Source organism: Brachybacterium tyrofermentans (assembly GCF_039526165.1).
Taxonomy (GTDB): domain Bacteria; phylum Actinomycetota; class Actinomycetes; order Actinomycetales; family Dermabacteraceae; genus Brachybacterium; species Brachybacterium tyrofermentans.
This window is the reverse complement of record NZ_BAAAIR010000006.1, coordinates 140,291-165,987: the sequence shown is the minus strand read 5'-3', so window position 1 is coordinate 165,987 and position 25,697 is coordinate 140,291. Positions and strand designations below refer to the sequence as shown.

23 protein-coding genes and 4 tRNA genes are annotated in these 25,697 nt (G+C 69.1%); 11 read left to right on the top strand and 16 right to left on the bottom strand.

From position 1 onward, the window contains the following. Nucleotides 1–151: 151 nt before the first annotated feature. The 6 genes from ABD093_RS01790 to ABD093_RS01765 all read right to left on the bottom strand — a co-directional run bounded on the left by ABD093_RS01790 (nucleotide 152) and on the right by ABD093_RS01765 (nucleotide 7,655). On the bottom strand, nucleotides 152–925 hold the full coding sequence (locus tag ABD093_RS01790; RefSeq protein WP_193118873.1) for an IclR family transcriptional regulator: 774 nt from the start codon (nucleotides 923–925) through the stop codon (nucleotides 152–154). A gap of 113 nt (nucleotides 926–1,038) precedes the next feature. Further along, nucleotides 1,039–2,190, bottom strand: coding sequence for a D-2-hydroxyacid dehydrogenase (locus ABD093_RS01785; RefSeq protein ID WP_343922048.1), 1,152 nt, complete (start codon nucleotides 2,188–2,190; stop codon nucleotides 1,039–1,041). Between the two features lie 181 nt (nucleotides 2,191–2,371). Then, a complete protein-coding gene (gene nrdE / locus ABD093_RS01780) occupies nucleotides 2,372–4,504 on the bottom strand; it encodes a class 1b ribonucleoside-diphosphate reductase subunit alpha (protein WP_193118875.1) in 2,133 nt (710 codons plus the stop codon). A 5-nt stretch (nucleotides 4,505–4,509) separates the two neighbouring features. Beyond that, nucleotides 4,510–4,908, bottom strand: coding sequence for a class Ib ribonucleoside-diphosphate reductase assembly flavoprotein NrdI (gene nrdI, locus ABD093_RS01775; RefSeq protein WP_343922047.1), 399 nt, complete (start codon nucleotides 4,906–4,908; stop codon nucleotides 4,510–4,512). A 30-nt stretch (nucleotides 4,909–4,938) separates the two neighbouring features. After that, on the bottom strand, nucleotides 4,939–5,196 hold the full coding sequence (nrdH, locus tag ABD093_RS01770; RefSeq protein WP_193118877.1) for a glutaredoxin-like protein NrdH: 258 nt from the start codon (nucleotides 5,194–5,196) through the stop codon (nucleotides 4,939–4,941). Nucleotides 5,197–5,837: 641 nt separating this feature from the next. Beyond that, nucleotides 5,838–7,655 (bottom strand): Gfo/Idh/MocA family protein, encoded by a 1,818-nt coding sequence (locus ABD093_RS01765; RefSeq protein WP_343922046.1) that lies wholly within the window; start codon nucleotides 7,653–7,655, stop codon nucleotides 5,838–5,840. A 256-nt stretch (nucleotides 7,656–7,911) separates the two neighbouring features. Here ABD093_RS01765 and ABD093_RS01760 point away from each other — a divergent pair, with 256 nt between their 5' ends. Further along, nucleotides 7,912–8,586: a lysophospholipid acyltransferase family protein gene (locus ABD093_RS01760; RefSeq protein WP_343922045.1), complete on the top strand. Its 675-nt coding sequence runs from the start codon at nucleotides 7,912–7,914 to the stop codon at nucleotides 8,584–8,586. A 113-nt stretch (nucleotides 8,587–8,699) separates the two neighbouring features. Beyond that, nucleotides 8,700–9,083 carry a universal stress protein gene (locus ABD093_RS01755; RefSeq protein WP_343922044.1) on the top strand — a complete coding sequence of 128 codons (384 nt, stop codon included), beginning with the start codon at nucleotides 8,700–8,702 and terminating at the stop codon, nucleotides 9,081–9,083. A 198-nt stretch (nucleotides 9,084–9,281) separates the two neighbouring features. Here ABD093_RS01755 and ABD093_RS01750 read toward each other — a convergent pair whose 3' ends face one another. Both ABD093_RS01750 and ABD093_RS01745 read right to left on the bottom strand, forming a co-directional pair. Further along, nucleotides 9,282–10,775 (bottom strand): catalase, encoded by a 1,494-nt coding sequence (locus ABD093_RS01750; RefSeq protein WP_343922043.1) that lies wholly within the window; start codon nucleotides 10,773–10,775, stop codon nucleotides 9,282–9,284. A 107-nt stretch (nucleotides 10,776–10,882) separates the two neighbouring features. Beyond that, a complete protein-coding gene (locus ABD093_RS01745) occupies nucleotides 10,883–11,380 on the bottom strand; it encodes a Fur family transcriptional regulator (protein WP_343922042.1) in 498 nt (165 codons plus the stop codon). Nucleotides 11,381–11,657: 277 nt separating this feature from the next. On the opposite strand from ABD093_RS01745, the gene ABD093_RS01740 reads away from it, so the two are divergent. Continuing rightward, nucleotides 11,658–12,203 carry an STM3941 family protein gene (locus ABD093_RS01740; RefSeq protein ID WP_193118883.1) on the top strand — a complete coding sequence of 182 codons (546 nt, stop codon included), beginning with the start codon at nucleotides 11,658–11,660 and terminating at the stop codon, nucleotides 12,201–12,203. A gap of 70 nt (nucleotides 12,204–12,273) precedes the next feature. On the opposite strand, the gene ABD093_RS01735 is transcribed toward ABD093_RS01740, so the two are convergent. The 5 genes from ABD093_RS01735 to ABD093_RS01715 all read right to left on the bottom strand — a co-directional run bounded on the left by ABD093_RS01735 (nucleotide 12,274) and on the right by ABD093_RS01715 (nucleotide 18,309). Next, nucleotides 12,274–14,088 (bottom strand): glycosyltransferase, encoded by a 1,815-nt coding sequence (locus tag ABD093_RS01735; RefSeq protein ID WP_193118884.1) that lies wholly within the window; start codon nucleotides 14,086–14,088, stop codon nucleotides 12,274–12,276. A gap of 265 nt (nucleotides 14,089–14,353) precedes the next feature. Further along, nucleotides 14,354–14,426, bottom strand: a tRNA-Thr gene (locus tag ABD093_RS01730). Nucleotides 14,427–14,577: 151 nt separating this feature from the next. Beyond that, nucleotides 14,578–16,224: an alpha/beta hydrolase gene (locus ABD093_RS01725; protein ID WP_343922041.1), complete on the bottom strand. Its 1,647-nt coding sequence runs from the start codon at nucleotides 16,222–16,224 to the stop codon at nucleotides 14,578–14,580. A 235-nt stretch (nucleotides 16,225–16,459) separates the two neighbouring features. Then, complete coding sequence (locus tag ABD093_RS01720; RefSeq protein ID WP_193118886.1) at nucleotides 16,460–17,194, bottom strand: ABC transporter permease; 735 nt, start codon at nucleotides 17,192–17,194, stop codon at nucleotides 16,460–16,462. Between the two features lie 77 nt (nucleotides 17,195–17,271). Next, on the bottom strand, nucleotides 17,272–18,309 hold the full coding sequence (locus tag ABD093_RS01715; protein ID WP_343922040.1) for an ABC transporter ATP-binding protein: 1,038 nt from the start codon (nucleotides 18,307–18,309) through the stop codon (nucleotides 17,272–17,274). Between the two features lie 210 nt (nucleotides 18,310–18,519). Between ABD093_RS01715 and ABD093_RS01710 the strand changes: the two genes are divergently transcribed. Together ABD093_RS01710 and ABD093_RS01705 are read left to right on the top strand one after the other, a co-directional pair. Beyond that, nucleotides 18,520–19,656, top strand: a complete 1,137-nt coding sequence (locus ABD093_RS01710) for a histidine kinase (protein ID WP_343922039.1) — start codon at nucleotides 18,520–18,522, stop codon at nucleotides 19,654–19,656. Then, nucleotides 19,638–20,312, top strand: coding sequence for a response regulator (locus ABD093_RS01705; protein WP_193118888.1), 675 nt, complete (start codon nucleotides 19,638–19,640; stop codon nucleotides 20,310–20,312). Before ABD093_RS01710 ends, ABD093_RS01705 begins: the two co-directional genes overlap by 19 nt. 72 nt (nucleotides 20,313–20,384) lie before the next feature. Here ABD093_RS01705 and ABD093_RS01700 read toward each other — a convergent pair whose 3' ends face one another. Next, nucleotides 20,385–20,750: a metallopeptidase family protein gene (locus tag ABD093_RS01700; RefSeq protein ID WP_193118889.1), complete on the bottom strand. Its 366-nt coding sequence runs from the start codon at nucleotides 20,748–20,750 to the stop codon at nucleotides 20,385–20,387. A gap of 187 nt (nucleotides 20,751–20,937) precedes the next feature. On the opposite strand from ABD093_RS01700, the gene ABD093_RS01695 reads away from it, so the two are divergent. From ABD093_RS01695 to ABD093_RS01675, 5 genes are all read left to right on the top strand, one after another. Further along, nucleotides 20,938–21,010: transfer RNA gene (locus ABD093_RS01695), tRNA-Glu, on the top strand. A 139-nt stretch (nucleotides 21,011–21,149) separates the two neighbouring features. Next, nucleotides 21,150–21,223, top strand: a tRNA-Asp gene (locus ABD093_RS01690). 244 nt (nucleotides 21,224–21,467) lie between these two features. Then, the gene (locus ABD093_RS01685; RefSeq protein ID WP_193118890.1) at nucleotides 21,468–22,490 is read left to right on the top strand and encodes an NADP-dependent oxidoreductase; all 1,023 of its coding nucleotides are present in this window, start codon (nucleotides 21,468–21,470) and stop codon (nucleotides 22,488–22,490) included. A gap of 192 nt (nucleotides 22,491–22,682) precedes the next feature. After that, nucleotides 22,683–22,758 (top strand) — tRNA-Phe (locus ABD093_RS01680). A gap of 45 nt (nucleotides 22,759–22,803) precedes the next feature. Continuing rightward, complete coding sequence (locus ABD093_RS01675; protein WP_377802383.1) at nucleotides 22,804–22,989, top strand: hypothetical protein; 186 nt, start codon at nucleotides 22,804–22,806, stop codon at nucleotides 22,987–22,989. Between the two features lie 2 nt (nucleotides 22,990–22,991). Here ABD093_RS01675 and ABD093_RS01670 read toward each other — a convergent pair whose 3' ends face one another. Together ABD093_RS01670 and ABD093_RS01665 are read right to left on the bottom strand one after the other, a co-directional pair. After that, nucleotides 22,992–23,354, bottom strand: coding sequence for a hypothetical protein (locus ABD093_RS01670; protein WP_193118891.1), 363 nt, complete (start codon nucleotides 23,352–23,354; stop codon nucleotides 22,992–22,994). Between the two features lie 97 nt (nucleotides 23,355–23,451). Then, entirely contained in the window at nucleotides 23,452–23,742 is a 291-nt protein-coding gene (locus ABD093_RS01665; protein ID WP_193118892.1) for a hypothetical protein, read from the bottom strand. 265 nt (nucleotides 23,743–24,007) lie between these two features. Here ABD093_RS01665 and ABD093_RS01660 point away from each other — a divergent pair, with 265 nt between their 5' ends. Further along, nucleotides 24,008–25,690, top strand: a complete 1,683-nt coding sequence (locus tag ABD093_RS01660; protein ID WP_343922038.1) for a formate--tetrahydrofolate ligase — start codon at nucleotides 24,008–24,010, stop codon at nucleotides 25,688–25,690. Nucleotides 25,691–25,697: the final 7 nt, after the last annotated feature.

Genomic DNA, 25,697 nt, shown 5'->3' with positions numbered 1-25,697 from the left:
CTTCGATGCGACGGGTACGTGCGGGGAGTGCTGGAGCGCGGTGGAGCCGCGCGACGCCGCCCACTGTACCCAATATCGAACTCAGTGCAACAGGTTGAACACACGCCGAGCCGCACGATGCCCCGGATCGACCGATGCAGCGGGTTCGCCGTCAGGCGGGTCGGCGCGAGAGCGGGTTCGTGAGCTGCGCGGAGACGTCGAGCAGTGCGGCGCCGACGGCGGCGATGGTCGCCTCGTCGGCCTCGGACGCTCCGAGGGCGACGCCGACCGCCATCCGCGGATCACCCGGCTGCCAGGGGTCCAGGGGCGCGGCGACGCCCAGGATGCCCGCGAAGGACTCCCCGTGGTCGACGGCATAGCCGCGCGCGCGGCCGTCGGCGACCTTCGAGCGCACCTGCTCGGGCGTGGCCACGGAGCGCTCCGTCTTCGGAGTGAAGGTCGACGCCGCCAGGACGGCCTCGACCTCCTCCTCCCCCATCGCCAGCAGCATCGCATTGCCGACCGCGCAGTAGACCAGGGGCAGCCTGGAGCCCAGCGGCGTGCCGAGACGTTCGGCGCGCCCCTCATGACGGGCGAGGTAGATGGCATCCGGCGCATCCAGCATCGCGATCTGCACGACGTGGGTGCGCAGCAGCGGATCCGCCTCGACGACGGAGAAGAACTCTCGCACCTGGTTGAACTGGGCGGCGAAGGCCCCGCCGAGCTCGGCCGTGCGCAGACCGAGCCGATAGCCGTTCTCGGCGCGCTGGATCACGCCCTCCCCCTCGAGAGCCTGGCAGATGTTCGAGGCGGAGGACTTCGCGATCCCGACCTCGCGGGCGATCTCCGAGAGCGTGAGCGGCACGCGGGCGACCTCGAGGGCCCGCAGGATCCCCAGGGCTCGGGAGACGGCGGGCGACGGGTCGCGGGTCTCAGGGCTGGACATGACAGGTCCTTCCTTCCGGAACGTTCGGCACGACGTTCGGCAGAGCGTTCAGGGGAACGCGTTCAACTCAGCAGGACGCCGGCAGGACGTCAGTAGAACTTGACGGGGTCCACTCAGTAGAACTCGACGGTATCCACCACGTTGCGCAGCTCTGCGCCGTCGAGGAAACGGCCGAGGTTCTCGAGGAACAGTCGCACGATCCGCTCCTCCTCACGTGAGCTGAGAGCGGCGGTGTGCGGACTGACGAGGACACGAGGATGATCCCACAGCGGGCTGGTCGACGGCAGCGGCTCGGTGGCGAACACGTCGAGCGCGGCGAAGCCTATGCGGCCATCCTCGAGCGCCGCGAGGAGCGCGTTCTCGTCGACGACGGTGCCGCGCCCGACGTTCGCCAGGATGGTTCCCGGTCGCACGGCGCCGAGTACCTCGGAGCCGATGAGGCCTTCGGTCGCCGCGGTCCCGGGCAGGGTCACCACGATCGCGTCGGCCCGCGCGGCGGCCACGACGAGCTGGTCGGCAGGCACCAACTCGTCGACACCGTCCACGGGCTCCCCGCTGCGGGTGGTGCCGAGCACGTGCGCGCCCACTGCGGAGAACAGGCCCGCACAGGCGCGGCCGATGCCGCCGAGGCCCACGATCAGCACGGTCATCTCGTCGAGCTGCCTCATCTCCCAGCGGTCGCTCCACTCATGGGCCTGCTGCTGGGCGGTGAGCTGCGGGAGGGTCTTCGCGCCGGCGAGGACACCGAAGAGGGCGAACTCCGCGAGCGGGCGGCCGTGGACCCCGGCGGTGGTGGTGACGGAGATCCGCTCGAGCGCAGCCGGGTCGAGGGCGGCAGCCCTGACCTGCGCACCGCCTCCAGCGGCCATGGCCTGCACCCAGCGCAGGCGCGGGTTGGCCTCGGCCGTGCGGCGCAGGGCGGAGGGGTCGACGTCGGGCAGCGAGAACAGCACGTCGGCGGAATCGACCATCGCGTCGTAGGCCGCCTGCTCCTCGGGAGTGCGGACATGGTCGGGATCGCCGGCCCAGTCCGCCGGTCCGCGGCGAGGCCGATAGAGCGTGTGGTCGCGGATGACCTCGACGCGGGGTTCGGCCTCGGCGATCTGCTGGCAGAGCTCCTCGGGGAGGTCCACGGCGATGACCACGCGGGGCCGGGAGCTGTGTTCCGGATCGTCGGCGATCGTGGGAGTTGATCGGACAGCCGGCCGGGCAGTCGGTGCACCCGCCGGGAGGCCGGACGAGGCTGCAGATTCTTCGGCATGCATGAGAGCTCCTTCGCTCCAGGGAGGACGGACGTCCGCCCCAGCCTACCCAGTCCAGACAGCCTGTTGGACACCGTTCTCCCTATTGTCCACCTGGCGTGCCCTCGCCGCAGCGCCGTCGGCACGACGAAGGGCGGGCATCCGGTGATCCGGATGCCCGCCCTTCGTGATCGGGGTCAGAGACTCACAGCATGCAGCTGACGCAGCCCTCGACCTCGGTGCCCTCGATCGCCATCTGGCGCAGGCGGATGTAGTACAGGGTCTTGATGCCCTTGCGCCATGCGTAGATCTGCGCCTTGTTGATGTCGCGCGTGGTCGCGGTGTCCGGGAAGAACAGCGTCAGCGACAGGCCCTGGTCCACGTGCTGCGTGGCCTCGGCGTAGGTGTCGACGATCTTCTCGTAGCCGATCTCGTACGCATCCTCGTAGTACTCGAGGTTGTCGTTGGTCATGTACGGCGCGGGGTAGTAGACCCGGCCGATCTTGCCTTCCTTGCGGATCTCGATCTTGGAGACGATCGGGTGGATCGAGCTCGTCGAGTGGTTGATGTACGAGATCGAGCCGGTCGGCGGGACCGCCTGCAGGTAGGCGTTGTACATGCCGTGCGCCTTGACGTCCTCACGCAGCTGCTTCCAGTCCTCCTGGGTGGGCAGGTGCACGCTGGAGCTCTCGAACAGACCGCGGACCTTCTCGGTGCGGGGCTCCCACACCTTGTCGATGTACTTGTCGAAGTAGGTGCCCGTGCCGTAGGTGGAGTTCTCGAAGTCGAAGAACACCTCCTTGCGCTCCTTGGCGATCCTGTTCGACGCCTTGATGGCGTTGTAGGTGACCGCGTAGAAGTACATGTTCGTGAAGTCCAGGCCCTCTTCGGAGCCGTAGAAGATGGACTCGCGTGCGAGGTAGCCGTGGAGGTTCATCTGGCCCAGGCCGATGGCGTGCGACCTGCGGTTGCCCTCGGCGATGGTCGGCACGGACTCGATGTCGGAGTTGTCCGAGACCGAGGTCAGACCACGGATCGCGGTCTCGATGGTGCGCCCGAAGTCGGCCGAGTCCATCGCCTTGGCGATGTTCATCGAGCCGAGGTTGCAGGAGATGTCGCGGCCCAGCTCGTCGTACGTCAGGTCGACGTTCATGGTCGAGGGGGTCGAGACCTGCAGGATCTCGGAGCACAGGTTCGAGTGGGTGACCTTGCCCGGGATCGGGTTGGCCCTGTTCACGGTGTCCTCGAACATGATGTACGGGTAGCCGGACTCGAACTGGATCTCCGCGAGGATCTGGAAGAAGTCGCGTGCCTTGATCTTCTTCTTGGCGATCTTCGGGTTGTCGACCATCTCGCGGTAGGACTCCGAGACGTTCACCTCGGCGAACGGCTTGCCGTACTCGCGCTCCACGTCGTACGGGGAGAACAGGTACATCGGCTCGTTGTTCTTGGCGAGCTCGAAGGTGATGTCGGGGATGACCACACCGAGGGAGAGGGTCTTGATGCGGATCTTCTCGTCCGCGTTCTCGCGCTTGGTGTCGAGGAACCGCAGGATGTCCGGGTGGTGGGCATTGAGGTACACCGCGCCCGCACCCTGACGCGCACCGAGCTGGTTCGCGTAGGAGAAGGAGTCCTCGAGCAGCTTCATCACGGGGATGACCCCGCTGGACTGGTTCTCGATCCGCTTGATCGGCGCACCGTACTCGCGCACGTTGCTCAGCAGCAAGGCGACGCCGCCGCCGCGCTTGGACAGCTGCAGCGCGGAGTTGATGGAGCGCCCGATGGACTCCATGTTGTCCTCGATGCGCAGCAGGAAGCAGGAGACGAGCTCTCCGCGCTGGGCCTTGCCGGCGTTGAGGAAGGTGGGGGTGGCCGGCTGGAAGCGACCGTCGAGGATCTCCTCGACGAGGTTGCGGGCCAGCTGCTCATCGCCCTCGGCGAGGGTGAGGGCCACCATCACGACACGGTCCTCGAAGCGCTCCAGGTACCGCTTGCCGTCGAAGGTCTTCAGCGTGTACGAGGTGTAGTACTTGAACGCGCCCAGGAAGGTCGGGAAGCGGAACTTCTTCGCGAAGGCCTGCTCGGACAGCGACTCCACGAAGGAGAAGTCGTACTGCTCGATGACCGCGGCCTCGTAGTACTGGTTCTCGATCAGGTAGTCCATCTTCTCGCGCAGCGAGTGGAAGAACACCGTGTTGGGGTTCACGTGCTGCAGGAAGTACTCGCGAGCGGCGAGCCGGTCCTTCTCGAACTGGATCTCACCGTCCGCACCATAGAGGTTGAGCATCGCGTTCAGCGCGTGGTAGTCGAGCTGCCTGTTGTGCTCGACCGGGGGCATCTCGGTCAGTGTCGCCAAAACTCTTCCAATCCGTCGTGGACCCGCTGCACGTCGCGAGGGGTACCGAACAGTTCGAACTTGTACATGTGCGGGACGCGGCACTTGGCGGAGATGATGTCTCCGGCCAAGCAGTACGCCTCCCCGAAATTGGTGTTGCCAGCACCGATCACGCCCCGGATGAGGTTCCGGTTGCGTTCGTCGTTGAGGAACTTGATGACCTGCTTGGGGACGGCACCGTGGCCGTTCCCGCCGCCATAGGTCGGGGTCACCAGGACGAACTCCTTGTCGGCAACAAGGTGCTCGTCCCGGGGATAGAGCGGGATCCGGGATGCAGGCATCCCGAGCTTCTCGACGAAGCGGTGGGTGTTGCCCGAGACCGAGGAGAAGTAGACGAGGTCAGTCACGCCGATTCGCCCTGCAGCTCCGGCGGCCGATCAGATCGCGGCGGCGCTGCGCTGAGCGCCCGTGGCCGCCACGACGGCCTTGATCTTGTCGGGGCGGAAGCCGGACCAGTGGTCCTGCTCGGTGATGACGACGGGCGCCTGGACGTAGCCCATCGACTTGATGCGGGCGAGCGCGTCGGCATCCTCGGTGATGTCGACGACGTCGTAGGCCACGCCCGCCTTGTTGAGGGCGCGCTTGGTGGCGTCGCACTGCACGCAGAGGGGCTTGGAGTACACGGTGATGTCCAAGGGAAGGGGCCTTTCTCGAGCGCCGCGCCGGCGGCGCGAAGAGGATGGTTCTTGCTGATGGTTCTGGTGGTCCGAGGACCGTGTCGCGACGCTCTGAGACCTCCCCGCCACCTCCGCCACGAGGGCTTCTGATGCGGTGGCAGGTCCCCGGGAAGCCCGGATCGCTGCGACAACGTCAACACTACACCTAGTGGTGCCTCAGTGGAACGACCACAAGATGTACTGAGTTACAACCCTGTCATCCACAATCGGCTGTTGATGGGCTGTGGACAGATCGGGAGGGATGGGGACAACTGCCGGGGCCCACGCACGAAAGCCGGGAAAGCATGCACAGTGCAGTGTGGATGAGGGGTCCGACAGCCCATCGCTGCGGTGGACGACGGGCTCCGGCGAGCGCCGCGGATCACTCCGGGACGTCCTCCACGTGAGGAGGATCCCGGCGTGTCCTGACGACACCCGGGCGTGTCGTCGCCATGTCGCTCAGCGGTCGCGGCGTGTCGCCGCGACGGAGCTCGTCGCCCCGAGGGCGGGGCGACCCAGGACGCGACGATCCCCGCCTCTCCGGACGATCGGAGAAGCGGGGATCGGCGCCTCCCTGGACGGGAGGCCTCGTCGTGCTGGCGGGGCTGGAACAGACGGCCTCAGGGACGCGACGGGTCCTCCGGCCGGTCTCCGGGCGTCTCCGGATCCGAGCCCTCGGTGGTGTCTCCGTTCTGCCTCGCCGGTACGACCCAGGCGTTGACCACGGGGTCGGCGGGGAGGAGCTTCGACTCGGAATCATCTGCGGGCTCGTTCGCCGGCTGTGCACCGGCGTCGGCAGCAGCAGTCGTGTCGGCAGCAGGAGAAGCAGCCGTCGCCTCGGAGGCAGAAGCAGCAGTCGTATCGGCGACGACATCGGCCCGGTGAGACGGGTCGGCGTCGTCGGCCCGGTGCGACGGCTCGGCGGCACCGGCGCGGTGAGACTGTTCAGCGTCATCAGTCATGCCGGTCCCGTCGGCCCCATCGGCCCCATCGGCCCCATCGGTCCCATCGACCCCATCGACCCCATCGACCCCATCGACCCCATCGACCTCATCGGACCCGTCCGACGCAGCGACCGCGCCGGCGACGTCAGCGGTAGCGCCGGATCCGCCAGGCGCCTCGTCGGATCCGCCGGCGGCCGTGGCGACCGCAGCCGGCGCGGTGACCATCATCGACGAGCCGTCGGGGGTCGAGCCGGGTCCATCGGCCGCCGTCCCGTCCGTTGTGTCGGGTCCGTCCGTCGACCCGCCGTCGGCAGAGTCCTCGCTGGCCGTTTCCTCATCGGAGGGGTCCTCGTCCGTGGGCTCCGCCTCGAGGCTCCGTCCGTCGGCGACCACGATCGTGGAGAGCACCTCGCGCAGCAGCGCGACCTGGGTCTGCGCCTCGGCGGCGCCGGAGTAGGGCAGCGTGCCCTTCTCGACGAAGGCATGGAACGCCTCCCACATCAGCTCCGCCGAGCCCTTGGCCGCGGTCGTGGAGGTCTCCTGGACCACGCCGGCCTTCTTCTCCCGCAGCGAGACCGTGGATCGACGATCGCCGTGCGAGGGAGCCGGCAGCTCGACCTGCATCCGCCGACGGGCGGAGAGCACCTCGATGGTCTCGGAGTACTCCGGCGCGAACGGGAGGTAATGCCAGACCAGCCGCACCTGCGCACCGCCCTCGAGCTCGCCGAGCAGCTCGAGGGAACCGGGGATCACGCCCTTGGGCCAATGACGCACCGCGACCAGGCGCGCGACCGGACCGTACACGGCCTCGAGCACGGCCAGCTGATGAGCCACCCCGGTCAGCAGACCCTTGACGTAGAGGTCGCGATCGCGCTGAGTCGCGCCGTCGCCGGAGCCGGCGACCACTGCCGCCTGGAGATTCGTGCGGCGCTGGGCGCGCACCTCAGAGGGGAGGTCGTACGACGAGGTGGTGACGTGCGCGCCGCCGAACAACGGCTGGCTCGCCGGCATCAGCACCTCGTGGTCCACCATCCGCAGGTCCTTGGTGGCGATCTGCTCGGCCATCCGCGACACGGAGTCGTCGTACTGCTGCGGATAGGCCATCATCACGAGGCGGCGACCGGTCATCCGCTCGAAGTCCGCCACCCGCGCGATCTCGTCCTCGGAGTAGCCCAGGGGCGGCTCGACGAGGATCGGGAGGCCCCGCTTCATCAGCTGCAGCAGATCATCGACATGCAGGCCATCGGTGGACAGCACCACCGCATCCACGCTGACGCTCTTCGCACGCACCGCGGCGATCAGGTCGGCGACGCTCTCGTAGCGCGCCTCCTCACCGATCCCCCACACCTCGGAGGACTCCCGGCGACGACGCGGGGAATGATCCACCAGGGCGGTGACCGCGAAGCGGTCCCAGCGCCGACGCAGCACCGGAAGGTGCACGGCCTGCGCCATGGTTCCGGCGCCGATCACGGCGATGTTCAAGGTCTTCGGCATCGACAGGCTCCTCGGGATCGACGGGAACAGCGGCAGCACCGCCGACCTGCGGCGGGCGCATCGGCCGTCCCCGGCTCCGCGCCTCGGATTCGGCGCGTGACGCACGCCTGTTCTACCACATCAGCCCGTACCCGCCCCGCCCGCTTCACCGGTGCGACCTGCGCATCATCTGTGGGCTCACACCGACCTTCGGCACCAGGCACCGCCCCGACGGGGATATCGTGGTGCGCGTTCTGAGCCGACCCAGGAGGACCACGTGACCCAGCGCTTCTACATGGGAGTCCGCACCGCCGTGCGCCCCTTCGTCTCGCTCATCTGGAGCCCCCGGGTCACCGGGCTCGAGAACGTGCCGGCCGAGGGCGGCTTCATCATCGCCTCCAACCACCTCTCCAACATCGACAGCTTCGTGCTCCCGGTGGCGTTCCCGCGCCAGATCCGGTTCGTGGCCAAGGAGAGCCTGTGGAACCAGAAGGGCCTCAAGGGCAAGGTCCTGAAGTGGTTCTTCACGGCGGTCGACGCCGTGCCCGTGGACCGGGACGCCCTCGCCTCGGGCAAGGGCGCGCTGCAGTCCGCGCAGGTCATCCTCCGCGAAGGGGCGGGCTTCGGCATCTATCCCGAGGGGTCCCGCTCGAAGGACGGCATGCTGCATCCGGGGAAGCAGGGCGCCGCCTGGCTCGCCCTGGAATCCGGTCGGCCGATCATCCCCGTCGGGCTCAAGGGCACCCCCGAGCTCATGAAGAAGAAGCTTCCCGAGCGCGGCGTGGTCAGCGTGCGCATCGGCCGCCCGATCGACTTCAGCGATATCGACCCCGCCGCGTCCAAGGGGCTCAAGCGACGCCTCATGACCGCGCGGATCATGGACGAGATCCAGCAGCTGTCCGGGCAGCAGCGCTCCGAGACCCCCAGCTCCGGCTCCGGCACCGGGGTCTGACAGGAGTCTGACAGCGGTGCCGGTCCCCTCGCGGTGCCGTCAGCCCGTAGGATCGGAGCTGGCCGCCCCCTCACGGGCACGGCCGACGCCCGGACCGCACCCGAGGAGAACAGATGGCAGTCGTCGTCGGATTCATCCCCACCGACGTGGGTTTCAAGGCGCTGGCAGCTGCACGCGAACAGGCTGAACGGCGCGGCGGCCCGCTGATCGTGGTCAACGTGGTGCGCGACGGCGTCACCTCGGACCCTCGCCACGCGAATGACCAGCAGCTCGAGATCGCTCGTGACCAGCTCCGTCAGGCCGCTGTGCGCGTCGAGATGCGCCAGGACCACACCGATGACGACATCGCCGACGTGCTGCTGCGTGTGGTCACGGAGGAGAAGGCCGAGCTGCTCGTGCTGGGCATCCGCCGTCAGAACGACCTCGCCCGGCACCTGCTCGGACTCACCGTCCAGAAGCTCCTGCTCGCCGCCCCCTGCGAGGTCCTGGTCGTCTGAGCGCCTACGAGGTCCTGCTCGCCTGAGGGCCCGTGGGGCCCGTCGTCCCGACCGACCCACGCCGACGCCCTCGGCACTGACAGCCCCCTCAGCACTGACAGCACCCGCCAGGTGCACGAACGCGGCGCGTCCCCGATATCGGGGACGCGCCGCGTTCTCGTGCGGATCACCGGGCCGTCATCGTCGGCCCGGGGCGGGTCAGCTGTTCAGCGGGTCGCCGCCGGACATCTCGTCGGCCGCGGCGGTGCCGATGGCCTTCTCGATGCGCTCACCGACGGTCTGGTCGATGTTCTTCCAGTACTGGATCGCGTTGGAGAGCACGGGCTCCTCGACGGTGCTCAGGCCGCCGGAGACGGTCTCGACCAGGCGGTCGCGGTCGCCGTCGTCGAAGACCTCGCGCACCAGGATGCCGGGCTGGACGAAGTCGCCGTCCTCGGAGTGGAGGGTGTAGGCGGCGCGCACCAGCTCGCCGTCAGTCTCCCAGCCGTTGTCGACGGGGCCCTGCTCGTCCTGATACGCACGACCGTAGGAGTTCGGTGCGTACACCGGCGCGTCCCCGGAGTGCAAGAACTGCATGAACCCCTCCTTGTCGTAGGAGTTCGTGGGCACGACGGGCTGGTTCACCGGCAGCTGGTTGAAGTTCGTGCCGATGCGGTGACGCTGCGCATCCGGGTAGGAGAACACGCGGCCCAGCAGCATCTTGTCCGGGGAGACCCCGATGCCCGGCACCAGGTTCGAGGGGCTGAAGGCCGCCTGCTCCACCTGGGCGTAGTGGTTCTGCGGGTTCTTGTTCAGGGTCATCTTCCCGACCTTGATCAGCGGATAGTCCTTCTTGGACACCGTCTTGGTCAGGTCGAAGATGTTGAAGCGGTAGGTCTTCGCCTCCTCGTAGGGGATGACCTGGACGGAGACGGTCCAGCTCGGGTTCTCGCCGCGGTCGATCGCTTCGAACAGGTCGCGACGGTGGTAGTCGCCGTCCGAGCCGGCGATCTGCTCCGCCTCCTCGTTGCTGAGGAACTCGAGGCCCTGATCGGTGTGGAAGTGGTACTTGACCCAGAACTTCTCGCCGGACTCGTTGACCCACATATAGGTGTGCGAGCCGTAGCCGTTCATGTGGCGCCAGGACTTGGGCAGACCACGGTCACCCATGAGGTAGGTGACCTGGTGGGCGGACTCCGGGGAGTTCGACCAGAAGTCCCACTGCATCGTGTTCGAGCGCAGGCCGGAATCCGGGAGGCGCTTCTGGGAGTGGATGAAGTCGGGGAACTTCATCGGGTCACGGAGGAAGAAGATCGGCGTGTTGTTGCCGACCAGGTCGTAGTTGCCCTCCTGCGTGTAGAACTTCATCGAGAAGCCGCGCACGTCACGCCAGGTGTCGGGCGAGCCCAGCTCACCGGCGACGGTGGAGAAGCGCTGCAGCATCGGGGTCTTGCGACCGGGCTGGAACAGATCAGCCTTGGTGTACTGCGAGACGTCCTCGGTCACCTCGAGCACGCCGAAGGCACCGGAGCCCTTCGCGTGGGGGCTGCGCTCCGGGACGCGCTCACGGTCGAAGCGGGCGAGCTTCTCGACGAGGGCGACATCGTGCAGCAGCAGCGGGCCGTCGGCGCCGATGCTCAGCGAATTCGAGTCGGACTCGCGCGGAGCGCCGGACTCCGTGGTGCTCGGGATCGTGGGATCGAAGTCGTTCATATGCGTCTCCTGGTGGTCGTGATGGTTTCTGACACGTTGTAACGATAAGTGCTGACAGTGACGTTCGGACAGTGACGGTCGGGGACAAGGACCCTGACCCCGGAGGGTCAGGGGGATTCGGGGGCGGTATGCGCGCCGGGCGCGGCATCCTGTGCGCGAGGCGTGGCGGCAGGATCGGCCGACGCCTGCGCGGCGCGGCACCGGGAGCAGATGCCTCGGTAGACGACGTCGGCGATCTCGATCTCGAAACCGTGGTCGTCGGAGGGGGTCAGGCACGGCGAATGGCCGACGGAGCAGGGCACGTCCTCCAGGCGCCCGCAGCTGCGGCACACCAGGTGGTGGTGGTTGTCGTGGCGATGCAGCTCGTACTGCATGCTGCGGCCGCCCACGGAGACGCGGCGCAGCAGCTCCGCATCGGACAGGGCGTTGAGCACGTCGTAGACCGCCTGCCGGGACACCGTGCCCAGCCGCTCGCGGACCGCCTGGGCGATCATCTCGGCGTCGGCATGAGGATGCTCGGCGACCGCGGACAGCGTCGCGAGCCGCGGGGCGGTCACGCGCAGTCCTGCCTCACGCAAGGCGGAGGGGTGGTCGAACGTCGGCATAGCCCTACCCTAGCCCGCTCTCTGGACTAAATCAAGAAAAGGGCCACGGGCCTGCCCCACGGCACGCCTCCGACGCACCCGCCGTCCGCGCACGTCCCAGGACGACAGGAGATGCAGGCAGGGCGGGTGAACTGCGCAGCTCGCACCAAGGACGTCGGTGCCCTGCGATGGCGCGCACCGCAGTAGATTGTTCCCCGGTCCGCGCGCTCGGGCCGCAGGACGGCACGACGGCACGACGGCACGGCGCAGACACCACGATCACAGGGATACGACACACATGAGCACACCGACGAAGAATGTAGCCGCCTGGACCTCGACCCTCGCCCAGGGCGAACCGGTGACCTTCCGCTTCTCCCGTGTGCGGGGCGCGCTGCTCGCACTGCTCTGCGTGTTCCTCATCCTGGTCGGCCTCGTCCTGGGCCTCGCCGCCAGCGGTGTCCTCATGCTGCTCGGCTGGTTGGTCGTCCTCGGATGCCTGGTCCTGATGGTCGTCCATCTCCGCCGCGCCATCAGCCCGGCCGTCGGCCTCACCGTCGCCCCCACCGGCCTCACCATGACGACCGCGCGGGCGGGCGAGATCCCCTGGTCCGAGATCCTCCAGGTCGAGACGATCACGCAGGACTCCAACCGCCAGATCGAGCTCGGCGTGACCAATGCCGAGGCCCAGCGGCAGTACGACGCCGGCCTGGTCACGGTGTTCGATCGCGAGAAGACGGATGGACGCATGCAGAAGGCGCTGTGGCTGCCCGCCGGCCTCGCCGCGTCCAAGCCCGCGCTCACCTCCTGGATCGACGAGGAGCTCACTGCGCGCAGCCGCTTCTGAGCGACCGCTCGACGTCAGCACGATGGCGCGAGACCTCGGAGGCATCGGCACCCGCAGCGCTGCGTGGCGGTCAGGCCTCGCGACGGATGCTGACGTTCCCTCCGGCCGTGGTGTACGGCGCGAGACCATCGCGAGCCGGAGGCATCTGCTCCTTCGCGCTCGCGATGCGCGCACGGCCCCAGGTCCGGGCGCCTCGAACGAACACATAGAGGTCCAGCACGGATCGGCCGACGATCGCGGTGAGCTGCTCCGCCGTGAGGAGCGCCTCGACGATGCAGCCGTCGGAGGTCGGCTTCACCCTCGCCCGGACACGTCCGTAGGCGTCTCGGCCTCGCCCGATCCACCCGACCATCGCCTCGGGCCTGCGACCCCACGGACCGGCGACCACCTTGAGCCGGAGCCGGAGCCCCTTCTTCGAGAGCTTCGCAGAGAGCAGCGTCGCGTCGACCTTCTCCCCCCGGAGCGCGCGCTGACGTCGTCGAGCCCGGGCGAGCTCCTTTCCCCAGATCTTGGCGACGTTCTCGGGCGAGAAGTCCTGCGCGCGCCGGATCGCCGCCGTACGCATCCGCGCCCGCTCCCGGGCCGGCATGCCATGAACTCTCACCAGGGCGTCGGCCATGGCCTGGATGTCCCCCGACGGCACGAGGAACCCGTCGACACCATCGGTGACCACGTCGCTGGGACCGAACTCGATGTCATAGACGATCGGGATGCATCCTGCTGACATCGCTTCCAGCAGTGCGACCGGATGCCCTTCGTAACGGCTGCTCATCAGCGTGAACACCGCCGTGCCGAATCTCTGCTTCGCGTTCGCGTCATACCCCCTCCACCGGACGACGTCCCCCAGGTCGAGCCGCTCCGCCGTCCTGGTGAGCCGCCGGGTCAGCGGTCCCAGGCCGAAGATCTCGACCTGCGTGTCGACTCCCTCGGCACGTGCGAGCGCCAGAGCGCGCAGGGCGTGGTCGAGCCTCTTCTGCGTCGTCTGACGTGCCACGATGACTCCGCCGGAACGGCGCTGCTCGGCCACGGGCTCCGCGGCCGGGCAGGCGAGCATGTTGGGAGCCACGAAGCTGTTCTCGGCGACCACCCCAGCGTCCACGAAGCCCGCCTGCTGACGGGGGGTCAGGATCGCCACGGCGTCGAACCAGTCCAGATGGCTCAGCATCCGCATCACGCTGGGCGCCAATCCGCCCCGTTCATCGGATCGCATCTGGAGGAGATGGTGATTGTGGATGGCCTGGACGGTGGTGACGTTGTCACGCTGATAGTCGAAGAATCGGCTCCCGGCCGTGGCGGAGTCGACGATCAGGATCGATTCCTCCTCGCCGATCACCCAGTCGAGCCATGCGTGATAGAGCCTGCGTTCGCTGCGCCACTGTGCGAGCGGTCGTCCGTCCCGGGTGAAGAGCGTGATGAGGCGACCGCTCCGCACCCCGCGCTGCCCGGCGTCCCGTTCATCGCAGATCGCCCGCGTTCCATCGGAGCGGAAGCGGTCGATCTGGAGGACGTCCTCGGTGTCGCCGAATCGCCGTGGCTGCCGGGTCCGATCAGGATCGGGCAGCTCATCAGCGGCAGGCAGCACAGGGTCCACCTGCGACCGGAGACCCACCAGCTCCTCATCGGGCTGCGTCCCCAGATCCGACCAGACGTTGCGGATCCGCACGTTGCCGCTGATCTGCCCGGTGCTGCGCAGCTGCTGCGTGCGCACATCCTGGTCGACCATGTTCGGAGACTTCGTGAGGATATCGATCCGTCGACCGTCGAGGTCGGCGAACGCAGAGCTGCGCTGCAACGCGACGGTGACCATTCCGCCGAACGTGTCCGGGATGATGCTCACGAGCTCGTAGATCGGTACTTGCGGAAGATACTTCCTGCGGCGTACCACGCAGACTCCTTCAGGGTCATCGAAGCCCGAGAAGCGTCACGATGTCGGCGCATGCCGGGCATGTACCGTGCTGAACCAGGCCGTCCACAATATCTGACATGTGTCCATTTGTCGCCCCCCGCGACGCCGCGGTCCCTGTGCCTGCTCCTCGCGAGCAGCCCGACGGTGCTGAACACGGTCCCGAGCAGGACGACGAGCGCGCGCGGGAGCGACGACAGCAGAAGACCCCCACACCTGCGAGGTGAGGGGGTCTTCTATCACTCGGAGCCGCCTACCAGAATCGAACTGGTGACCTATTCATTACGAGTGAATCGCTCTACCGACTGAGCTAAGGCGGCGTTTCCGCCGTTCACACGGCGGATTGGTTCACTCTACGGGACACCGGGCGACCGGTGCAAAGCGCGGGAGCGCGATCCCCGTCACGCTCGGCACCCGAGCCTGCCGCGGCGGCCGACGCCAGGCCCGAAGGATGCAGCGGACGGCTCATGGTCAGCAGCTGAAGCCGTCCTCCGGCACGGTGTCCTCCAGGAGGTAGGCGTCGACCTGCTCCTCGATGCAACCGCCGGAGCGTCCGTAGGCGGTGTGCCCGTTGCCTTCCCAGGTCAGGTGCACGCCGCTGTCCAGCTGCTCGGCCAGTGCTGTGGACCAGGCGTACGGGGTGGCCGGGTCCCCGGTCGTGCCGATCACCACGATGGGTGCGGCGCCCTCGGCGGAGATCGGTGCGGGGTCGCGCACCGGGGCCTGCGGCCACTGCGCGCAGTCGTCCTTGGCGATGTTCGATCCGAAGGTCGGGAACTCCTCCGTGATGCGGGCGGTCTCCTGCGCCGCCCACTCCTCGTCGGCGACTCGGGGATGATCCAGGCAGTTCACCGCGGTCATCGAGAACGCGGAGCTGGTGCGGTACGAGCCGTCCAGCTGGCGCTCGGCGGAGCGGTCGTCCATCTCCAGCAGCTGGCTGCCGTCGCCGTTCATCGCGGCGGTGAGCGCCTCGCGGCCCGTGGGCCACAGCTCGTCGCTGTACATCAGCGCCAGCACGGCGGAGCGGGCGAGGGAGCCCGTGAGGGGCCGCTCGGGGTCACCGCTGTCCACGGGCGATTCGTCGGCGGCCGCGAAGAACGCGTTCAACTGCTTCTTCGCCTCGGCGACGTCACCCTTGAGGGGACATTGCTGGGCAGTGTCCAGGCAGTCCTGGAGGAAGACGTCGGCCGCCTTCTCGAAGCCCTCCGACTGACCGGCGACGAACTCGTCCATCGTGAGCGTGGGATCGATCGCCCCGTCCAGCACGAAGTGCCCGACGCGATCGGGGTACAGATCGGCATAGCTCGAACCGAGGTAGCTGCCGTAGGAGTACCCGAGGTAGTCGAGCTGCTCACTGCCCAGGGACGAGCGCAGCACGTCCATGTCGCGGGCGGAGGAGTAGGTATCGAGGTAGGGCAGGACCTCCCCGGAGTTCTCCTCGCAGGAGGCGGCGATCCGTGCGCCCCACTCCTCGTAGAGCCGCGAGGACTCGGCGGAGACGGGCTGCCCCTTCACCGCGCGGTACTCGTCGGTCTCCTCATCGGTCAGGCACTGCACGCCCTCGGAGCGGCCCACACCGCGCGGGTCGAAGCTCACCAGGTCATAGGTGCCGAGGACCTCCGGGGAGATCATGTACGGCGCGGATTCCATGTAGTTGACGCCGGAGACGCCGGGGCCGCCCGGGTTGAACACGAGCGATCCGGTGACCTGCCCGGAGCCCGGGATGCGCGCCACCGCGAGGTCGATGTCCGTGCCGCCCGGGTCATCCCAGGCGAGCGGGACCGTGAGGATCCCGCATTCCAGCCCCTCGGCGACGACACCCTCGCAGTCGTCCCACTCGATGTCCTGCTCGTAGTACTGGGCGTACTCCGGATCGGTCGACGGGTCGCCGGGCAGATCCTGCGCGGCCGACGTGCCGAGCTCGTCCAGCGGGAGGTCCTGCTCGCCGTCCGGGGCCTGCTGGGCGGAGCCGCCGCCGTCGCTGGTCCCGTCGCCGGCACCGCCGCCGTCCTCCGCTCCCTCGCCGAGCTGCGTGCAGCCGCTCAGCAGCAGCACGGTCGCGGCCAGGGCCGCCGTGAGTCGGGAGAGGGACCGTCGCGGCCGGGCGGCGAGTGTCATACGTGGCTTCCTTGTCCTGGGGGCGGAGCTGGACCTGGTGGACGCGCCGGGAGATCGGGGCGCATCCCGTGGGGCTGATCGCCGACGGCCTCGGCCGCGGTGGGACGGGCCGGACCGGGGAGATCGCGCGACGGCCCGGCCATCCTAGGCCCCAGGGATGACCGGGTCGGCGAGCTCCGTGCGAGCCGGGCCGGGGCGAGTCAGGACGGGCCGGGCCGAGCCGAGCCGGGACGAGTCAGGCCACTTCGCGGTTGTTCCAGCGCCACGCCCCGTAGACGGCAGGGAGCACCACGAGCAGGACCAGCGGGATCAGCTCGAAGGCCGTCGCGTCCCCGGAGGCGAGCACGGTCGCGGCCGTCTGCAGATCCACCGCGCGCACAACGTCCATGAGGACCTCGGACCCGGTGAGCATGGCGACCGCCGTGGCGGTGCCGACCACGAAGGGAATGCCGATCGCGGCGACCAAGCCGACCACGGTGGACTGCAGGGCGATGCCCACGGCGAGCGAGAAGAGCAGGATGGCTGCGAGACCGATGAGCTGGGTGGTCAGCGCATCGCCGAACGCGGAGAAGATCGCGCCCTCCCCGATCAGCTCACCACCGATCCAGGTGGTCAGCGCCGCGAGCGCGTAGGCGAACGCCACGATCGCAGCGATCACCACGACAGCAGCGATCACCTTGGAGGCCAGCACCCCGAGACGCCCCGGGCGCTGCAGGAAGGTCAGCTGGATCGAGCCGTCGGACCACTCCCCCGCGACGATCAGCACCGCGATCACCGGGATGATCAGGGACAGCGGAAGGCTCAGCACGATGAGGGTCAGGTTGATGTCGGAACTGGAATCGGCCAGGAAGAGGGGCTGCAGGAGCCCCCCGAGGGCGGCGAAGCCGACGATGAGGATCAGCGAGATCGTCATCAGGATCGCGGAGCCGCGGGTGTCGAGATGGGCGCGGAGGTCGAGTGCGGGTCTCATGGGAGGTCTCCTCGAAGAGGTGGGAACGGTGCGATCGCGAACGAGCGATCAGGACGAAGTGCTCAGGAACGGGGTGATCAGGAGGATGCGAGCTGAGCCGTGGCATCGGAGCCGGTCGGGGTGTCGGGACCGGCCGGGGCGCTGGACTCCGAGTCGGGGTCCGCCTGGCCAGTGAGCGCGAAGAAGACCTCCTCGAGCCCACCGTGGTCGGTGGCGCCCAGCGAGGTGAGGACGATCTGCTCGCGCAGGGCGAGGCGTCCCATGTCCTCCGGGGCCAGGCTCACCTCGAGCTCGTCCCCGGAGCGGCGCTCATAGGCGATCCCATGGGTATCGAGGGCCGCGCGGAGGGCTCGGGGGTCCAGGGCACCCACACGCGTGCCGCCCTCGCTGGTCAGCTCATCCAGCGTGCCTTCGCGCACCAACCGACCCCCGGCGATCACGACCAGGCGGTCCACGGTGGCCTGCACCTCGCGCAGCTGGTGGCTGGACAGCAGCACAGTGCCGCCGGCGTCGGCGAAGGAGCGCAGCAGGCGGCGCATCCACCGGATCCCCTCGGGATCCAGCCCGTTGGCGGGCTCGTCGAGCACCAGCACGGCGGGATCACCGATCAGCGCCACCCCGATGCCGAGGCGCTGGCGCATGCCGTAGGAGTAGCCGCCCACCCGCTTCGCACCGGCGTGTCCCAGGCCGACGGTCTCGAGGACCTCGTCGGCCCGGGAGGCGGGCATCCCGATGGCGCGCGCCGCCAGGCGCAGGGTCTCCAGGCCGGTTCGGCCGCGGTGGAGCGCGCCCGCATCGAGCATCACGCCGATGGTGCGGGCGGGGTGCTCGAGGCTGCGGTAGTCGACACCGCCCACGAGCGCCCGGCCGGAGTCGCCCCGGGCGAGGCCGGTCAGGACCCGCAGCGTCGTGGACTTCCCGGCGCCGTTGGGGCCGAGGAAGCCGGTGACGCTGCCGGGCAGGCAGGTGAAGCTCAGGTCATCGACCACGGCGCGGTCGCCATAGCGCTTGGTCAGGCCCTGCACCTCGAGGGCAGCAGAGGTGCTGCCGGCTGCAGAGGTGCCGCGGACCGCGGAGGTGCCGCTGGATGCGGAGGAGCTGGTCTGTGAGGTCATGCCCCTACTGTCCGCCGCGGCCACCCCGCTCGGACAGCGACCGCGGGTCAGCCCGAGCGCGACGATCGTCGGCCACAGGCGGGCCGGCTGGGTCACGACCCCCGACCTGCGTCGGGGGTGGGTCGTCCGCGGGGCCGACCTCCGGCTGGAACCTCGGCCGACGGGCCGCCCGCGCGGCTCCGTCCCCGCCTGCGCCGATACAGTGAGCGCGTGGAAGAACTCGGAGCGCCCGTGCGCCGGACCTGGCAGGACGTGGTGCTCCTGGCACTGGTCCTGGCAGAGGTCGTGCTGTCCGTGGTCGTCGCCGCCTCGGGCTGGGACCTGATGCGCGCAGGCCTCACCGTTCTCCTCGGTGCGGCCCTCCTCCTGCGCCACCGGCACTGGCCGTGGCTGCTCCCCCTCGTCCTCGCGCTCAACACCGTCGCGTGGTCCCTGGTGATCCTGATCGTCGTCCCGTTCGCCTTCGCGACACGCAGCAGCCGGCGCGCGCGCACCCTGCTGGTCGCCCTGCTCGCCGTGGCGTCGGGCATCGTCCCGGTGCTGTCCGTGAGCGGGATCGGCGTCGAGATCGTGGGGATCACGGGCGTCGTGGTCACGACGCTGATCGTCGCCGCCTCGGCGTCGCTGGGCATGTACGTCTCGACCCGCCGGATGCTGCTCGCGCAGCTGCAGAAGCGCGCCGACCAGGCGGAATCCGGCCAGGCCGTCGCCCAGGAGCAGGCCCGACGCGCAGAACGCACACGCATCGCCCGCGAGATGCACGACATCGTCGCCCACAAGATCTCCCTCGTCGCCCTCCAGGCGGGCGCCCTCGAGGTGAACCCGAACCTCGAGCGGGAGCAGGTCCAGCAGTCCGCGGGGCTGATCCGGCAGACGGCCTCCACCGCTCTCTCCGAGCTGCGAGAGGTGCTGGGCGTGCTGCGCGGCGACGGCGAGGAGGCCCCGCTGGCCCCTCAGCCCACCTGGGAGGACGTGCGGCGCCTGGTGACCACCTCGCAGGAGGCGGGCATCACCGTGGACCTGTTCGACTTCATCGACGATCCGGTGCCCGATCAGCTCGCGCGCACCGCGTTCCGCGTGGTGCAGGAAGGGCTGACGAACATCCACAAGCACGCCCTGCACACCAAGGCCCGAGTGGCACTGATCGGTGAGCCGGGCACCGACCTCGTGATCGAGGTCAGTAATGTTCTTCCCAAGGGGTTCACGACGGATCTGCCGGGGGCCCGCATGGGGCTGTCCGGGATCGAGACCCGCGTGACGCATGCCGGCGGCACGATCGCGTCGGGCCCCACCGATGATGGACGCTTCGAAGTGAGGGCGGTGATCCCATGGCCGATGACGACGTGACCCGTGTGGGGCTGGTCGATGATGATTCCCTGGTGCGCGCCGGGCTGGCGATGATCCTGGGTGCGGACCCGGCGATCGAGATCGTGGGCCAGGGCGGCGACGGCTCCGAGGCGGTGACGCTGGTGCAGAAGCACCGCCCCGATGTGCTGCTGATGGACGTGCGCATGCCCGGGCTGGACGGCATCGCCGCCACCAGGGCGGTCTCCGCGTTGCCGAACCCGCCGAAGATCATCATGCTCACCACCTTCGACATGGATGAGTACGTGTTCCAGGCGCTCGAGGCAGGGGCCGACGGCTTCCTGCTCAAGGACACCCCGCCGCAGGACCTCGCCCGCGCCGTGCGCGTGGTCGCCGGCGGCGATGCGATGCTCTCCCCCACCATCACCCGGCGCATGCTCTCCCACTTCTCCGACGCCAACCCCGGCACCCGCCAGGACCGTCACCCCGGGATCGACCAGCTCACCGAGCGGGAGACCGAGGTGCTCGGCGCCGTCGGGGCCGGGCTGTCCAACGCCCAGATCGGGATGCGGCTGTTCATGAGCGAGGCGACCGTGAAGGCGCACGTCTCGAAGATCTTCGCCAAGCTGGACTGCACGAACCGGGTCCAGATCGCGATCATCGCCCACGAGGCCGGGCTCAGCGACCTCGAGTCCTGAGCACGCTGGGGAGCACGACGGCCAGCGCGGAGCCGGGGCGCGCCCCGGCCAGCGCGGAGTCACGTGCGGCGGTCAGCCCCAGCCGAGCTCGTGCAGCCGCTTGTCGCTGATTCCGAAGAGGTGGCCGAGCTCGTGCAGCACGGTGACGGCGATCTGCTCGACGAGGTGCTCACGGGAGACGGCCACGCGCTGCAGCGGCCCACGGAACACGAAGATCCGGTCGGGCTGGGCGTAGCCGTCGAACACGGAGCGCTTGTCCAGCGGAACACCCTCGTACAGGCCCAGCAGCTCGGTGCCGCCCGCATGCTCGAACCGGGGCTCCTCCTCGATGAGGATCGCGACGTTCGCCTCCGCGATCGCCCGGGCGATCTCCTCGGGCAGCGAGTCGAGGGCGTCATCGACCGCTTCCTCGAACTCTTCTCGGCTGATCCGGATCATGCACCCATCGAACCACGCCATCGGCCGGCCCGGGAGCCGCTGCCCTCGACCCAGCGGCCGGCCGCACCCCGCACGACGACACCCCGCCGACAACCGTTTCGTGTCGCGTATGCCGCATCGGCGGGATTCCCGCAGACGCGCAGCGCCATCGATGGGTATGCTCTGCGTCGGGCACGTCGTTGCCCGGGCCCCCATCGTCCAGTGGCCTAGGACACCGGCCTTTCACGCCGGCGACACGGGTTCGAATCCCGTTGGGGGTACTCGTACGGTTCGATCGATGTCCTGGTCAGCCGCATGAGACCGGAGTGCGAGGCGGCTCACAGTAAAAGTGGCCGGGAGCCCCGAGAACGTCCGGTAGAGTTGGTCAGGTCGAAGCGCGCGAGTGCAGAGATCACGTAAGGCCCTGTAGCTCAGTTGGTTAGAGCGCCGCCCTGTCACGGCGGAGGTCGCCAGTTCAAGTCTGGTCAGGGTCGCCCGCACAGGAAGCCCCGGAACATCGTTCCGGGGCTTCCTGCATTCCCCGACGCGCCCCGCCGGCCCACGGGACCCCTCACCCACCAGACCCATCAGCGCGACCGGCGTCGGCCGCCGACGCGTGGGACTCGCGTCACGCCGACCAGCCGTTATGTGCCCGGCGGCGGATTCCCGCTCACGCTGTCGGACCCCTCACAAGGTCTCCCCCGACCACGTCGCCGGCCGCCGTTCTACGCTCGGACCATGAGCACCACACGCCTGAACCACCGCATCCGCCTCGCCGCCCGCCCGCACGGCGAGCCCACGGCCGCCGACTTCGAGCACGACGCCGTCGAGATCGCGTCCCCCGAGGAGGGCCAGGTGCTGCTGCGCACCCGGTACCTCTCTCTGGACCCCTATGTGCGCGGCCGCATGAGCGCCGCCAAGTCCTACGCCGCACCGATGGAGATCGGTGACGTGATCGTGGGCGCCACGGTCTCCGAAGTCGTCGAGTCCGCGGCCGAGGGCTTCTCCCCCGGTGACACCGTCCTCTCCTACGGCGGCTGGCAGGAGTACAGCCTCGAGACGACCGGCCACCTGCGCACGCTCGACCCGGAGGCCGCGCCCGTCACCACCGCGCTCGGCGTGCTCGGCATGCCCGGCTTCACGGCCTACGCCGGCCTGCTCGCCATCGGGGAGCCGCGAGCCGGAGACACCGTCGCCGTCGCCGCCGCGACCGGCCCCGTGGGCTCCGCCGTGGGTCAGATCGCGAAGATCCACGGCGCCCGCGCCGTCGGCATCGCCGGCGGCGAGCACAAGGTCGCCCTGCTGCGGGAGCTCGGCTTCGACGAGGCTCTCGACCACCGCACCCCCGATCTGCCCGGTCGCCTCGCCGCCGCCACCCCCGACGGCATCGACGTGTACTTCGAGAACGTGGGCGGCGCCGTCTGGGATGCCGTGCTGCCGCAGCTGAACACGTATGCGAGGGTGCCGGTGTGCGGTCTCGCCGCGAACTACAACTCGACCTCCCTGCCCGAGGGGCCGGACCGCAGCGGCCAGCTGATGGGCGCGGTGCTCGCCAAGAGCCTCACCCTGCGCGGCTTCATCCAGATCGAGTTCGTCGAGGCGCTGTACGAGGACTTCCTGCGAGACATGGGCGGCTGGGTCGCCTCCGGCCAGGTGCAGTACACCGAGGACATCACCGAGGGTCTCGACAGCGCTCCCGATGCCTTCGTGGGGATGCTGCACGGCCGCAACCTCGGCAAGAGCATCATCCAGGTCTCCTGAGGCGTCGGCCCGCGGCCGGTGGAGCGGGCGGCCGCTCTCGGGGGCGAGCCGTGAGGTGATGTACGGGGTGGTGCGATGCACTGCGCGGACGTCCCCTCGCCTGCCCGATGGTGGTGTGCCTCTCACCGGCCCCAGCCGGTTGGGATCAGCCCCGGAGCCCTGTTAGTCTTGTCCTCGGCCGCTCGCGGCCACGGCTCTGTAGCTCAGTTGGTAGAGCGTTCGACTGAAAATCGAAAGGTCACCGGATCGACGCCGGTCGGAGCCACCACCACGAAGACCCCCCGCCAGTGGCGGGGGGTCTTCTGCTGTCCGGGTGCCGCATCGCCGTGTCCCCGCGCTCAGGGCTTTAGCCCCGGCGCGGATCCACGTCAACACCAAGCAGAAGTATCTCGGCCTGCTCGACGAGGACAAGGTGGAGACCCGCCACCCCCTGGAGACACTCGATGAGATCTACCAGCACGCCGACGAGATCCGCGCGGCCGTGCAGCGCTACCTCTGACCTCACGCACGACTGAGCCGCTCCTGCAGGTCGGGCCAGACCACGCGCGTCGTGTCCGTGGGCATCAGTCCCTTGGTCGCGTAGTAGTCAGCGAGCAGGACGCCGTGCGGCGACAGCTCGATCACGGTCAGCCCGGCGATCTCGTCGGCGGTTCCCGCGTCCAGCACCCACTGCTCGGCGAGCTCGGCCAGGCTGAATCTCTCCACCAGTCGCTCGCCGGAGTCGTAGTCGACCGGAGCGCCCACGGCATGCCCGAGGAGCGATCGTGGCTGCACGAGGTCGTAGTCGTCGGTCACCGGCTCCAGGTAGCCGACCGTCTCCCGGTCCTCCCGGGCGATCGCGACCCATCCACTCGTATCCGTCATGGACGAAGAGCGTACCGACCTCCACCCCTCGGTTGCGCCTGCACTGCGCAGGCCGAACGGAGGACGGACTCGCGGAGGACGAGTGCGAAGAAGGTCGTCACTCCCCCAGCTCGGCCTGGACAGCGGCGATGGTGAAGGACCCACCGAGCAGGAACAGCGCTCCCAGGCACAGCTGCAGCAGCGGCGGATTCCGCCGCACCATCTGCAGCGTGGTGCGCAGGGTGAGGGTCCCGGAACCGGCCGGCACGACCTCCCGGGTGGTGCGGAAGCAGATCCAGTACAGCACCAGCGCCACCACGGCCAGGACCACCGTGGCCAGCGTGAACGTCAGCCGGACCCCGTCGGCTGTCGTGTCCTCGAACTGAGAGGACAGCACCAGCGACAGCACGACACCGGTGATCGATCCGCCCGGCCGCCGCACGGCCCGGTGCGGAGGGTTCCCCCGTTCGCGGCGATCAGGAGCTCGACAGGACGGGGACAGGTCAGTCCGCGGCCTCTCGGCTCACCGTCTCACCGCCGCCACCTGATCCCCAGCAGACACAGGCTCTTGCCATCCCGCCGACTCGCCCTCATCGCTTCGCGAGGCGTCATAGGCTGACCGGGACGACGAGTCTGCGGCGACCCCGCCGGCAGCCGAACCCTGGAGGACGACGATGTCAGCCGAGAACCCGGATCTTGCGATCGCCCAGGCGGCGACCCTGCTCCCCATCACCGAGATCGCCGAGACGGCGGGCATCCCCGCCGAGGCGCTGGTGCCGTACGGCTCCTACAAGGCCAAGGTCGACGTGCGGCAGATGCAGGGCCTCGCCGACGCCCCGAGCGCGAAGCTCGTGCTGGTCTCCGCCATGTCGCCCACCCCGGCAGGTGAGGGCAAGTCGACCACCACCGTCGGCCTCGCCGATGCCTTCACCCTCAAGAAGATGTCCACGATGGTGGCGCTGCGGGAGCCTGCGCTCGGCCCGATCATGGGCATCAAGGGCGGCGCCACCGGCGGCGGGTACGCGCAGGTGGTGCCGATGGAGGACATCAACCTGCACTTCACCGGCGACTTCCACGCGATCCAGATCGCCAACAACACCCTCGCCGCGCTGATCGACAACCACATCCACCAGGGCAACCAGCTGGGCATCGACCCCCGACGCATCCAGTGGAAGCGCGTGGTCGACGTCAACGACCGCGCCCTGCGCTCGATCGTGGTGGGCCTGGGCGGGCCCACCCAGGGCGTCCCGCGGGAGGACGGCTTCGACATCGTGGTGGCCTCCGAGATCATGGCGATCCTGTGTCTGGCCACGGACCTCGCGGACCTCCAGGCACGTATCGACCGGGTCGTCGTCGGCTTCACCTACGAGCGCGCGCCGGTGAGCGTCGCGGATCTCGGCGTGGGCGGCGCGATCACGATGCTGCTCAAGGACGCGCTGCTGCCGAACCTGGTGCAGACCCTCGGCGGCACCCCGGCCCTCGTGCACGGCGGGCCGTTCGCGAACATCGCCCATGGCTGCAACTCGCTCGCGGCGACGCGCCTGGCCCTCGCCCTGTCGGACATCACCGTGACCGAGGCCGGCTTCGGCTCGGACCTCGGCGCGGAGAAGTTCCTGGACATCAAGTCGCGCCTGGGCGGCCTCTCCCCCGACGCCGCCGTGGTGGTCGCCACCGTGCGCGCGCTGAAGATGCACGGCGGTGTCGCCAAGGCCGATCTCGCCGACGAGGACATCGAGGCCGCGCGCGCCGGGACCGTGAACCTCGCCCGCCACGTGGAGAACCTCCGCAAGTTCGGGCTCGAGCCCGTGATCGCCCTGAACCGCTTCCCCACCGACACCGAGGCAGAGCTCGAGGCCATCCTCGACTGGGCTCGCGAGCAGGGCTTCCGGGCCGCGCTGTCCGAGGTGTGGGCCAAGGGCGGCCAGGGCGGCCTCGCCGTGGCCGACGAGGTGCTCGCCGCGATGGACACCGTCGAGGGCGACGGCTTCCATCACCTCTACGATCCGGCCGACGGGATCGAGGCGTCGTTGCGCACCCTGGCCCGGGAGATCTACGGGGCCGACGACGTCGTGCTCGAGGGCAGGGCGCCCGCGCAGCTGCGGATGCTGCAGCGCAACGGATGGGACACCCTCCCGGTGTGCGTCGCCAAGACCCAGTACTCCTTCTCCGACGACCCCTCTCTGCTCGGGGCCCCGACCGGGCACGTGCTGCATGTGCGGGACCTGGTCCCCAAGATCGGTGCCGGCTTCGTGGTCGCGCTCACCGGCGCGATCATGACCATGCCGGGACTGCCGAAGGAGCCCGCCGCCCTGCGCATGGGCGTCACCGAGTCCGGGGAGTCCGTCGGCCTCTTCTGAGTCGGGC